This window comes from Pseudoduganella sp. UC29_71, from assembly GCF_042693265.1.
Lineage (GTDB): Bacteria > Pseudomonadota > Gammaproteobacteria > Burkholderiales > Burkholderiaceae_D > Rugamonas.
The window spans coordinates 930,395-942,519 of record NZ_CP170549.1 but is presented as its reverse complement, the minus strand read 5'-3'; the positions used below and the strand labels follow the sequence as shown (position 1 = coordinate 942,519).

Annotated in this window: 7 protein-coding genes; 2 read left to right on the top strand and 5 right to left on the bottom strand. The window is 66.1% G+C overall.

Translation table 11 applies throughout. The annotated features are described in order from the left end of the window. Positions 1–190 precede the first annotated feature (190 nt). Positions 191–958 (top strand): exodeoxyribonuclease III, encoded by a 768-nt coding sequence (gene xth, locus ACFJI2_RS04175; protein ID WP_377703873.1) that lies wholly within the window; start codon positions 191–193, stop codon positions 956–958. A gap of 7 nt (positions 959–965) precedes the next feature. On the opposite strand, the gene ACFJI2_RS04170 is transcribed toward xth, so the two are convergent. The 5 genes from ACFJI2_RS04170 to prpB form a co-directional block, all read right to left on the bottom strand. Next, positions 966–4,247, bottom strand: coding sequence for an EAL domain-containing protein (locus ACFJI2_RS04170; protein ID WP_377703872.1), 3,282 nt, complete (start codon positions 4,245–4,247; stop codon positions 966–968). Between the two features lie 173 nt (positions 4,248–4,420). Further along, complete coding sequence (gene prpF / locus ACFJI2_RS04165) at positions 4,421–5,623, bottom strand: 2-methylaconitate cis-trans isomerase PrpF (RefSeq protein WP_377703871.1); 1,203 nt, start codon at positions 5,621–5,623, stop codon at positions 4,421–4,423. 2 nt (positions 5,624–5,625) lie between these two features. Continuing rightward, the gene (gene acnD, locus ACFJI2_RS04160; RefSeq protein ID WP_377703870.1) at positions 5,626–8,220 is read right to left on the bottom strand and encodes a Fe/S-dependent 2-methylisocitrate dehydratase AcnD; all 2,595 of its coding nucleotides are present in this window, start codon (positions 8,218–8,220) and stop codon (positions 5,626–5,628) included. Next, entirely contained in the window at positions 8,220–9,371 is a 1,152-nt protein-coding gene (prpC, locus tag ACFJI2_RS04155) for a 2-methylcitrate synthase (protein ID WP_377703869.1), read from the bottom strand. The genes acnD and prpC overlap by 1 nt, the downstream gene beginning before the upstream one ends. A gap of 23 nt (positions 9,372–9,394) precedes the next feature. Then, positions 9,395–10,282: a methylisocitrate lyase gene (gene prpB, locus ACFJI2_RS04150; protein ID WP_377703868.1), complete on the bottom strand. Its 888-nt coding sequence runs from the start codon at positions 10,280–10,282 to the stop codon at positions 9,395–9,397. Between the two features lie 159 nt (positions 10,283–10,441). On the opposite strand from prpB, the gene prpR reads away from it, so the two are divergent. Beyond that, a complete protein-coding gene (gene prpR / locus ACFJI2_RS04145) occupies positions 10,442–12,121 on the top strand; it encodes a propionate catabolism operon regulatory protein PrpR (RefSeq protein ID WP_377703867.1) in 1,680 nt (559 codons plus the stop codon). The last annotated feature ends 4 nt before the right edge of the window (positions 12,122–12,125 follow it).

Here is a 12,125-nt window from a genome sequence, read left to right as displayed (position 1 = left end):
TTGTTACATTTTGCAAACAGCTTGCCGATCAATAGTTCCATTCCAAAGGGCTTTTTTTGCCAGCGCGTATGATGCCGCCTTCGTAAATTTCCGCCAACACAATAGAAAAGCCCGCCAGTAGCGGCGATTTCCTGCTCGGCGCATTCGGTTAGAATGCCGGTGAACCGATTTAAGAGAGAAGATACAACACATGAAACTCGCTACCTGGAATGTCAACTCGCTCAACGTCCGCCTGCCGCACGTGCTCAAATGGCTGGAGGAGAATCCGGTCGATGTGCTGTGCATCCAAGAGACCAAGCTGACCGACGACAAGTTCCCCACTGCGGCCATCGAGGCGGCCGGCTACCACGTGGTGTTCAGCGGCCAGAAGACTTACAACGGCGTGGCCATCCTGTCCAAGCTGCCGATGACGGACGTGGTGCGCAACAACCCGCACTACGAGGACGTGCAGCAGCGCATCCTGGCCGCCACCATCGCTGGCGTGCGCGTGGTGTGCGCCTATGTGCCGAACGGCCAGGCGGTGGGCACCGACAAGTACGAGTACAAGCTGGGCTGGCTGGCCTCGTTCCGCCACTGGCTGGAGCTGGAGGCGGCGCAGCATCCCAACCTGGCGGTGCTGGGCGACTACAACATCGCCCCCGACGACCGCGACGTGCACGACCCGGTGCTGTGGGCCGGCCAGGTACTGTGCTCCGAGCCGGAGCGCAGCGCGCTGCAGGCGCTGTTCGCGCTGGGACTGGCCGATTCCTTCCGCCTGTTCGAGCAGGCCGAAAAGACCTTCAGCTGGTGGGATTACCGCATGCTGGGCTTCCAGAAGAACAAGGGCGTGCGCATCGACCATATCCTGCTGTCGCCGCCGCTGGCCGCGCGCTGCACCGCCTGCGTGGTGGACCGCGCGCCGCGCAAGTGGGAACAGCCGTCCGACCACGCGCCGGTGATCGCCACGTTGAACGATTAAGGCCGGATCAAGCCCGCCGCTCCAGCATGTGCTGCGCGTTAGTGTGCGGCACGGGCTGCGAGAACAGGTAGCCCTGCGCGTACTGGCAGCCCTGGCGCTGCAGCAGGGCGAACTGCCCTTCCGTCTCCACTCCTTCGGCCACCACCGGCATCTGCAGGCTGTCCGACAGCGCAATGATGGCCGCCACGATGGCGCGGTCTTCCGAACTTTGCTCCAGGTCCTTGATGAAGGCGCGGTCGATCTTGATCTTCTTCACCGGGAAGCGCTTCAGGTAGGCCAGGCTGGAGTAGCCGGTGCCGAAATCGTCGATCGACAGGCGGATGCCCATGGCGTTGATCTGGCCCAGGATTTCCATGGTGTGCTCGCCGTGCTGCATCAGCGCCGTTTCCGTGATCTCGAATTCGATCATGGACGGGTCGATGCCGGTTTCGTCCAGGATGCGGCGGATCGATTCCACCAGCCCGCGGTGCATGAACTGGCGCGGCGACAGGTTCACCGCCAGCGGCACCGGCTGCAGGCCCATCTTCAGCCATTCCATGCTCTGCTCGCAGGCGCGCCGCATCACCCATTCGCCGATCGGCACGATCATGCCGTTCTCTTCGATCAGCGGAATGAAACTGTCCGGCATCACCAGGCCCTGGCCGGGACGGCGCCAGCGCAGCAGCACTTCCATGGTGTGCACGCGGCGCGTGGCGATGTCCATGATGGGCTGGAAGTGCGGTTCGAACTGGCCCAGCGCCAGCGCGCTGCGCAGGCTGTTCTCCAACTCGAAATGCTGCGCCGCCGACACGTTCATCTTCTGCGTGAAGAACTGGTAGTTGTTCCGGCCGGAGGCCTTGGCGTGGTACATGGCGCCGTCGGCGTGGCGCATCAGCGTCTCGACGTCCTCGCCGTCGTCCGGGTAGACGCAAATGCCGATGGAGGGCGTGATGTGCAGCATGCGCCCTTCCAGCGGGAACGGCACGGCCAGCGCCTCGATGATTTTCTCGGCCACGCGGCTGGCCTCCTCGATGGAGCGGATGCCCGGCACCAGCACCACGAACTCGTCGCCGCCCAGGCGGGCCACGGTGTCGCTGGCGCGCACGGCGCGGCACAGGCGGCTGGCCACCTCCTTCAGCAGCTGGTCGCCGGTCATATGGCCGAGCGAATCGTTGATGGTCTTGAAGCGGTCCAGGTCCAGGAACATCACGGCCAGGCGCCGGTTCGAGCGCTGCGCGGCCAGCATGGCGCGGTCCAGGCGGTCGGCCAGCAGCGCGCGGTTGGGCAGGCCGGTCAGGCTGTCGTGGTAGGCCATGTGGTGCACGCGCGCCTCGGCCTGGCGGCGTTCGACGATCTCGCCTTGCAGCTGGGCGTTGGCGCCGGCCAGTTCGGCGGTGCGCTCGAGCACCCGCACTTCCAGTTCGTCACGCGCCTGGCGCACCGCTTCGGCGTCGGCGCGGCGCGCGGTGATGTCCTCCACCAGCCAGACCGAGCGCCCGTGCGGCTGCGCCATGTCGAACGGGCGGCCGGACAGGCGCGCCCAGAAGCGGCTACCGTCCTTGCGCACCAGCTGGTATTCGGAGGTGTTGACGTGGCCGGCCTGGAAGTCGCGCGCGGTTTCCTTGCGCGCCGCATCCCAGGCCTGCAGGTCGGGATAGAAGGCTTGCACGCTCAGGTTGTTCATCTCGCCCGGCGCGTAGCCGAACAGCTCTTCCATCTTGGCGTTGCAGCGCAGGTTGAAGCCGCCTTCGCACACCGAGATGCCCAGCACGGCGCTGTCGAGTATGGCCTGGTTTTCCAGCAGCGCGTTGCGCAGCGATTCCTCGGCCAGCTTCTGCTCGGTGCGGTCCTCCGCGATCCAGATGGTGCCCTGGCTGGGGTCCTCCGGATTCACCACGTAGGCGATCAGCTGTGCCCAGAAAGTGGTGTTGTCCTTGCGCCGCATTTCCACTTCGGTCTGGAAGGGCTTGCCCACCATCAGGAAGGGCGTGGCGGCCGCGCCCAGGCGCTCGTAGGCGTCCCGCGATGGATACAGCGACATGCCGGGCAAGCCCAGGCCCTCGTCGCCCTCGTAGCGGAACATCTCGGCGAAGCCGCGGTTGTAGCGCGTGATGACGCGGTTCTTGGTGAACAGGATGCTGATCGACGCGTTGGTCATGATGGCTTCGACTTCCATCTGCGTCTGGCGCGACTGCGTGATGTCTTCCAGTATCCAGATGGTGCCGCCGTCGCTGCTCTCGTGGCTGATCGCCTGGGCGCGCACGCGGCACCACAGCAGGCTGCCGTCCTTGCGCTTGAACTGGAACTCCCGCTTCTCGAACGGCAGGCCGCTGCCCAGCAGCGGTCCGGCCTCCCGGCCGAACGCGGCGTACGCTTCCGGCGACTCGAACACTTCCACCGACGGCCGGCCATACATCTCCTCGCGCGTGTAGCCGAACATTTCGGCCATGCGCGGATTGCAGCTCAGCAGCGTCTGCGACTTGGTGAACAGGATGCCGACCGAGGCATTGTCCAGGATGGCCTTCTGCTCCATCAGCAGCTGGCGCATGCTCTCCTCGGCCGCGCGCTGCTCGCTGATGTCTTCCACGATCCACACCGTGCCTTCGGCCATGTCGGACGGGTCCAGCGAACGGCCGTAGATGCGGCCCCAGAACAGCGTGCCGTCCTTGCGGCGCAGCTGCACTTCGGACTTGTAGGACTGGCCCTGCGCGAGCAAGGGGCGCGATTGCTCGGCCACGCGCAGCCGGACTTCGTCCGTGGCGTACAGCACGTTGCCGCTGGCGCCTTCCATTTCGTCGCGCGCGTAGCCGAACATTTCCGCCGCGCGGATATTGCATTCGATGATGAAGCCGGCCTTGCCGAAGATGATGCCGACCGCCGCGTTTTCCAGGATGGCCTGCTGTTCGAGCAGCGTCTTGCGCAGCGCGCGCTGGTCGCGCTGGAAGCCGCTGGTGTCGTGAAACACCACCATGGCGCCGCAGGCTCCCCCCTCTCCGGGCAGCGGCTTGAGCGTGGCTTGCACCGGGATGTACTGGCCGTCGGCATGGGCCAGGCAGCTGTCCCATTGACGCGGCGCAGCCGCCGCAGCGCCGCCGGCCAGCGCTTCGCCCAGCCGCGCCATGCTGTCGTTGCGCACATGGCGCGCGAACACGTCGGCCGCCAGCCGTCCCTTGGCCGCAAAGCCGAGCAAGACGTCCAGCTCGGGACTGGAGGCGAGCACGCGGCCGTCGCTGCCGCACGCGCACGCGGGCAGGCCGATCAGCTGCAAAGCCTCGGCTACGGAATCCGGAGGGGGCGGAACACGACTCATGTACACCTGGGCACCTTAGTTGGGACGATGCCTGTCTCCTTGCGGCAGCGTAGTTGGCAGATCATAAACCACAATATGCGGGTCCGCCACTTCGCACGCCGACTGCGCCCTCTAAAAGCGGCTATGCCCGCGAGAAGCGGGCATAGTTACAACAATGCAAGGGTTATGGCGCTCTAGAACGCGTCGCCGGGCACCCTGACCCAGCCTTCCATCAGCACGCGCGCACTGCGGCTCATGATGGCTTTGGTGACGCTCCATTCGCCGCCGTTGCTGGTCGCTTCGGCGCCGACGCGCAGCGTGCCGGACGGATGGCCGAAGCGCACCGCATTGCGCGCGCCGCCGCCCGCCGCCAGGTTCACCAGCGTGCCCGGCACCGCCGCCGCCGTGCCGATGGCCACCGCGGCGGTGCCCATCATGGCGTGGTGCAGCTTGCCCATGGAAAGCGCGCGCACCAGCAGGTCGGTGTCGCCGGCGCCTACCTGCTTGCCGCTGGACGAGGTGTACGCCGCAGGCGGCGCCACGAAGGCCACCTTGGGCGTGTGCTGCCGCTGCGCCGCTTCATCGATGTGCTTGATGAGGCCCATGCGCAGCGCGCCGTACGCGCGGATGGTTTCGAAGCGCGCCAGCGCCTGCGGGTCGCCGTTGATGGCGTCCTGCAGCTCGGTGCCGGTATAGCCGATGTCCGTTGCGTTGACGAAGATGGTCGGGATGCCGGCGTTGATCATGGTGGCCCTGAAGGTGCCGACGCCCGGCACTTCCAGCTCGTCCACCAGGTTCCCGGTCGGGAACATGGACTTGCTTGCCCCCGCGCCGGCGCCCTCCTCGTCCGCCGCAGGGTCCATGAATTCGAGCTGCACTTCGGCGGCAGGGAAGGTCACGCCGTCCAGTTCGAAGTCGCCGGTTTCCTGCACTTCGCCATGGGTCATCGGGACGTGGGCGATGATGGTCTTGCCGATATTGGCCTGCCAGATGCGCACCACGGCCACGCCGTCGCGCGGCACGCGGGCCGCGTCCACCAGGCCTCCGCTGATGGCGAAGGCGCCCACGGCGGCGGACAGGTTGCCGCAGTTGCCGCTCCAGTCGACAAAGGCCTTGTCGATGGAAACCTGGCCGAACAGGTAGTCCACGTCATGGTCCGCTTTCGCGGACTTGGACAGGATTACCGTCTTGCTGGTGCTCGAGGTGGCGCCGCCCATGCCGTCGATCTGCTTGCCGTACGGGTCGGGGCTGCCGATCACGCGCAGCAGCAAGGCGTCGCGCGCCTTGCCGGGAACGCGCGCCGCTTCCGGCAAGTCCTGCAGCCGGAAGAACACGCCCTTGCTGGTGCCGCCGCGCATGTAGGTGGCGGCGATTTTGATTTGGGGTGCGTGCGCCATGGTCATGCCGCCTTCACGGATTCAAGGAAGTCCTGCGCGAAGCGCTGCAGCACGCCGCCCGCTTCGTAGATCGACACTTCCTCGGCGGTGTCCAGGCGGCAGATCACGGGAACGCTGAGCTGTTCACCGTTCTTGCGCGTGATGACCAGCGTGAGCGTGGCGCGCGGGGTGCGCTCGCCTTTCACGTCGTAGGTCTCGGTGCCGTCGATGTTCAGGGTCAGGCGGTTCACGCCCGGCATGAACTCCAGCGGCAGCACGCCCATGCCCACCAGGTTGGTGCGGTGGATGCGCTCGAAGCCTTCGGCGACGATGGCTTCCACGCCTGCCAGGCGCACGCCCTTCGCCGCCCAGTCGCGCGAGGAACCCTGGCCGTAGTCGGCGCCGGCGATGATGATCAGCGGCTGCTTGCGCTCCATATAGGTCTCGATGGCTTCCCACATGCGCGTGACCTTGCCATCCGGCTCAACGCGCGCCAGCGAACCGGCTTTCACCTTGCCGTCTTCCCGCACCATTTCGTTCTTCAGCGTCGGATTGGCGAAGGTGGCGCGCTGCGCGGTCAGGTGGTCGCCACGATGGGTGGCGTAAGAGTTGAAGTCCTCTTCCGGCAGGCCCATCTTGTGCAGGTACTCGCCGGCCGCGCTGTCCATCATGATGGCGTTGGACGGCGACAGGTGGTCCGTGGTGATGTTGTCGCCCAGGACCGCCAGCGGACGCATGCCCGACAGGGTGCGCGCGCCGGCCAGCGCACCTTCCCAGTACGGCGGACGGCGGATGTAGGTGGTCTGCGGGCGCCAGTCGTACAGTGGGCTCACTTTCACGCCGTCGTCGGCCTGCTTGGCGAACATCGGGATGTAGACCTTGTGGAAGTGCTCGGGCTTGACGCTGGCGGCCACCAGCGCGTCGATATCCTCGTCGCTCGGCCAGATATCGGCCAGGCGGATCTCCTTGCCGTCTGCGCTCACGCCCAGCACGTCTTTTTCAATGTCGAAGCGGATGGTGCCGGCAATGGCGTAGGCCACCACCAGCGGCGGCGAAGCCAGGAAAGCCTGCTTGGCGTACGGGTGGATGCGGCCATCGAAGTTGCGGTTGCCCGACAGGACGGCGGTGGCGTACAGGTCGCGGTCGATGACCTCCTTCTGGATCGCCGGGTCCAGCGCGCCGGACATGCCGTTGCAGGTGGTGCAGGCGTAAGCGACCACGCCAAAGCCCAGCTGCTCCAGCTCAGGCATCAGGTGCGCTTCTTCCAGGTATAAGGTGACAGCCTTGGAGCCGGGCGCCAGCGAGCTTTTCACCCATGGCTTGCGGGTCAGGCCCAGCTTGTTGGCGTTACGCGCCAGCAGGCCGGCGGCGATCATGTTGCGCGGGTTGTTGGTGTTGGTACAGCTGGTGATGGCGGCGATGATGACGGCGCCGTCGGGCATCAGGCCCGGCTCGTTTTCCACCACGCCGGAGATGCCGCGCGCGGCCAGCTCGGAAGTGGGCACGCGCTTGTGCGGATTGGACGGGCCGGCGATGTTGCGCACCACGGTGGACAGGTCGAAGCGGATCACGCGCTCGTATTCGGCATGCTTCAGCGTGTCGGCCCACAGGCCGGTTTCCTTGGCGTAGACTTCGACCAGGTCCACCAGCGCGGCGTCGCGGCCGGTCAGCTTCAGGTACTTGATGGTCTGCTCGTCGATGTAGAACATCGCGGCGGTGGAACCGAATTCCGGCGCCATGTTGGAGATGGTGGCGCGGTCGCCCAAGGTCAGGTGCGATGCGCCCTCGCCGAAGAACTCCAGGTAGGACGACACCACTTTTTCCTTGCGCAGGAATTCGGTCAGCGCCAGCACCGTGTCGGTGGCGGTGATGCCAGGCTGCGGCTTGCCGGTCAGCTCCACGCCGATGATGTCCGGCAGGCGCATCCACGAGGCGCGGCCCAGCATCACGCTTTCCGCTTCCAGGCCGCCCACGCCGATGGCGATCACGCCCAGCGCGTCCACCATGGGGGTGTGGGAGTCGGTGCCGACCAGCGTGTCCGGGAAGGCCACGCCGTCCTGCACCTGCACCACCGGCGACATGCGCTCCAGGTTGATCTGGTGCAGGATGCCGTTACCCGGCGGGATCACGTCAACGTTCTTGAACGCCTTCTTGGTCCAGTTGATGAAGTCGAAGCGGTCCTCGTTGCGGCGCTCTTCGATGGCGCGGTTTTTTTCGAAGGCGTCCGGGTCGAAACCGCCGCACTCCACCGCCAGCGAGTGGTCCACCACCAGCTGGGTCGGCACCACGGGATTGACCAGCGCCGGGTCGCCGCCCTGCAGGGCAATGGCGTCGCGCAGGCCGGCCAGGTCCACCAGCGCGGTCTGGCCCAGGATGTCGTGGCACACCACGCGCGCCGGGAACCATGGGAAGTCCAGGTCGCGCTTGCGCTCTATCAGCTGGGACAGCGAAGCGTTCAGCGCGGCCGGGTCGCAGCGGCGCACCAGGTTTTCGGCCAGCACGCGCGAGGTGTAGGGCAGCTTGTCGTATGCGCCGGGAAGGATCGCATCGACGGCGGCGCGCGCGTCGAAGAAATCGAGCTTGGTGCCCGGGAGGGCTTTACGGAATGCGGTGTTCATTATTTACGGTCCTTGATCGGCACGAATTTCAGGTCATCCGGGCCGACGTAGTTCGCACTCGGGCGGATGATCTTGTTGTCAATGCGCTGTTCGATGATGTGCGCAGCCCAGCCGGAAGTGCGCGAGATGACGAACAGCGGCGTGAACATGGCGGTCGGCACGCCCATCATGTGGTACGACACGGCAGAGAACCAGTCCAGGTTGGGGAACATCTTCTTGATTTCCCACATGACCGATTCCAGGCGCTCGGCGATGTCGAACATCTTGGTCGAACCGGCTTCCTCGGACAGCTTGCGCGCCACTTCCTTGATGACCACGTTGCGCGGGTCGGAGATGGTGTAGACAGGGTGGCCGAAACCGATCACCACTTCCTTGTTCTCCACGCGCTTGCGGATGTCCGCTTCGGCTTCGTCGGCGTTTTCGTAGCGCTTCTGGATCTCGAAGGCGAATTCGTTGGCGCCGCCGTGTTTCGGGCCGCGCAGCGCGCCGATGGCGCCGGTGATGGCCGAGTGGATGTCGGAGCCGGTGCCGGCGATGACGCGGCTGGTGAAGGTCGATGCGTTGAACTCGTGCTCCGCGTACAGGATCAGCGATACGTGCATGGCTTTCACCCACGATTCGGAAGGCTTCTCGCCGTGCAGCAGGTGCAGGAAATGGCCGCCGATGGAGTCGTCGTCGGTTTCCACTTCGATGCGCTTGCCATTGTGGCTGAAGTGGTACCAGTACAGCAGCATGGAGCCGAAGGAGGCCATCAGGCGGTCGGCGATGTCGCGCGCGCCGGGCACGTTGTGGTCGTCCTTCTCCGGCAGCACGCAGCCCAGCACGGAGCAGCCGGTGCGCATCACGTCCATCGGGTGGGCCGACGCGGGCAGCGCTTCCAGCGCGGACTTGACCGCCTGCGGCAGGCCGCGCAGCGATCTCAGCTTGGCCTTGTAGCCGCGCAGTTCGGATTCGGTCGGCAGCTTGCCGTGCACCAGCAGGTAGGCGATTTCTTCGAATTCGCTGGTGGTGGCCACGTCCAGGATGTCATAGCCGCGGTAGTGCAGGTCATTGCCGGTTTTGCCGACCGAGCACAGGGCGGTATTGCCGGCGGTGACGCCGGACAGGGCGACGGATTTCTTAGGCTTGAAGGTTGGGGCTTGTTCGGTCATTTGGGGTCTCCTCGGATATCAGCTTATTTTTTCTGGGCGGCGAACAGCGCGTCCAGCTTCTGTTCGAAATCGTGATAGTTGATGCGCTCGTACAGTTCCATGCGGGTCTGCATGGTGTCGAGCACGTTCTGCTGGGTGCCGTCGCGGCGGATCGCGCCGTAGACGTTTTCGGCGGCCTTGTTCATGGCGCGGAAGGCGGACAGCGGGTACAGCACCAGGCCCACGTCGGCGCCGCGCAGCTCGTCGACGGTGAACAACGGGGTCGAACCGAATTCGGTGATGTTGGCCAGGATGGGCACGCCCACCGCCTTGGCGAACTGCTTGTACATGTCCAGCGAGATCATCGCTTCAGGGAAGATCATGTCCGCGCCGGCTTCCACGCAGGCCACGGCACGCTCGATGGCGGCGTCCAGGCCTTCCACGGCCAGCGCGTCGGTGCGCGCCATGATGACGAAGTTCTCATCGGTGCGCGCGTCCACGGCGGCCTTGATGCGGTCCACCATCTCCTGCTTGCTCACGATTTCCTTGCCCGGACGGTGGCCGCAGCGCTTGGCGCCTACCTGGTCTTCAATGTGCATGGCGGCGGCGCCGAACTTGATCATGGACTTGACGGTGCGCGCCACGTTGAAGGCGGAGGCGCCAAAGCCGGTATCGACGTCCACCAGCAGCGGCAGGTCGCACACGTCGGTGATGCGGCGCACGTCGGTCAGCACGTCGTCCAGGTTCGAGATGCCCAGGTCCGGCAAGCCCAGCGAACCGGCAGCGACGCCGCCGCCGGACAGGTAAATCGCCTTGAAGCCGGCGCGCTTGGCCAGCAGGGCGTGGTTGGCGTTGATGGCGCCGACGACCTGCAGCGGGGATTCTTCCTGGACGGCTTTGCGGAACGCGGCGCCTGCGGAGTATTGGCTCATGTGATGCCCTTTCAAGTTAGGTTGCAGCCAGTATTGCAAGGGCCGTGCCAGCTGTGAAACACAGGAAAATCAAGCACTTGCCACTCTGGCGTTGCCTGGAGAATGTTTCATACTGCAACATAATGAAACACTGAAACGCTGATGAACTATAATTGAAACATGCGCCATTCGACACCCCTGCCCTTCGACACCGCCGACAAGCCCGTGATCTGGACGGTGGCAGTGTCGCGCCTGTCGGAACTGTTCCGCGACATCACGCTGGAATACGACGAGCTGGCCACCATCGAACCGATCAACCTCGGCTTTGACGAAGCCGCGCGCCACATCCGCGAACGCATGGCCACCGAGCGCTGCGACGCGGTGATCGCGGCCGGCTCGAACGCGGCGTATCTGAAGGGGCGGCTGTCGGTGCCGGTGGTGATCGCCAAGGCCAGCGGTTTCGATGTGATGCAGGCGCTGGCGCGCGCGCGGCGCGTGTCCGAGCGCATCGGCGTCATCACCTACCAGGACAAGATGACTGAGCTGGCCGAGTTCACCGCCACCTTCGGCTTCGACGTGGCGCAGCGCACCTATGCCACCGAAGAGGATGCGCGCGCCCAGATCAACGACCTGAAAGCCTCCGGCGTGCGCGCCATCGTGGGGGCCGGCCTGATCACCGACCTGGCCGAGGAAGCCGGGCTGACGGCGGTATTCGTCTACTCCGCAGCCTCCATCCGGCGCGCCTTCGACGACGCGCTGGAAATGGCGCGCCTGACGCAGCTCGAATCGAACCGCGCCCGCGCCCGCGTGGGCGTGGTAGCCGACACGCTGCGCGCGCGCCATGGCCTGAACGACTTGCGCGGCGATTCGGCGGCCATGGAGAAGACGCGGCAGGCCGTGGTGCTGTACGCGAAATCGCCCGCCACGGTGCTGATCCAGGGCGAAACCGGCTGCGGCAAGGAACTGGTGGCGCAAGCCATCCACCGCGAAGCGCCGCGCGCGCTGGGGACCAACCGGCCCTTCGTGGCCGTCAATTGCGGCGCCATCGCCGAGTCGCTGCTCGAATCCGAGCTGTTCGGGCACGAGGAAGGCGCGTTCACCGGCGCGCGGCGCGGCGGACATGCAGGGCTGTTCGAAGCGGCCAACCGGGGCACGCTGTTCCTCGATGAAATCGGCGAGATGCCGCTGGCGCTGCAAACGCGCCTGCTGCGGGTGCTGGAAGAACGCGAAGTGGTGCGGGTGGGCGGCACGCGGCCGATCGCCATCAATGTGCGCATCATCAGCGCCACGCACTGCGACCTCGAACAGCGCGTGCGCGAGGGCCGCTTCCGCGCCGACCTGTTTTACCGGCTGGCCGTGCTGCGCCTGGCGCTGCCCCCGCTGCGCGAACGCGGCGAAGACATCGTGCCGCTGGCCGAATGGTCGCTGAAGAATGCGTTGGCGGCGCTGGGCGCGCGGCCGCATGCCAATCTGCACGCCGAGATCACCGCCTGCGCCCCGCTCCTGCTGCGCTACGGCTGGCCGGGCAACGTGCGCGAACTGCGCAATCTGACCGAGCGGCTGGCGCTGTTCCTGGCCGCCGAGCCCCTGCAGGCGCTCACGCCAGGTTTCGTGCTCAGCGTCGCCCCCGAGCTGCAGGCCAGTGCCAGCACAGGGCCGCGAGGCGCCACCGGCGCCCCGCCAGCCGTCGCCGGCGCCCCCCTCCTGCCGTCCACCGCGCCGGGTGGCGCGGACAGCCAGGAAAGCGCCACCGCCGTGCTGGCCCGCTTCGGCGGCCGCCGCGACGCCGCCGCCGACTACCTCGGCATCAGCCGCACCACCCTCTGGCGCCGCCTGCGCGCCGAACAATCCGCCTCCTGAACAT

What these genes read in the sequence shown, in the direction of transcription:
- prpR (WP_377703867.1), top strand. Translation starts at nt 10,442, where the DNA reads ATGCGCCATTCGACACCCCTGCCCTTCGACACCGCCGACAAGCCCGTG.
- prpB (WP_377703868.1), bottom strand. Translation starts at nt 10,282, where the DNA reads ATGAGCCAATACTCCGCAGGCGCCGCGTTCCGCAAAGCCGTCCAGGAA.
- prpC (WP_377703869.1), bottom strand. Translation starts at nt 9,371, where the DNA reads ATGACCGAACAAGCCCCAACCTTCAAGCCTAAGAAATCCGTCGCCCTG.
- prpF (WP_377703871.1), bottom strand. Translation starts at nt 5,623, where the DNA reads ATGGCGCACGCACCCCAAATCAAAATCGCCGCCACCTACATGCGCGGC.
- ACFJI2_RS04170 (WP_377703872.1), bottom strand. Translation starts at nt 4,247, where the DNA reads ATGAGTCGTGTTCCGCCCCCTCCGGATTCCGTAGCCGAGGCTTTGCAG.
- acnD (WP_377703870.1), bottom strand. Translation starts at nt 8,220, where the DNA reads ATGAACACCGCATTCCGTAAAGCCCTCCCGGGCACCAAGCTCGATTTC.
- xth (WP_377703873.1), top strand. Translation starts at nt 191, where the DNA reads ATGAAACTCGCTACCTGGAATGTCAACTCGCTCAACGTCCGCCTGCCG.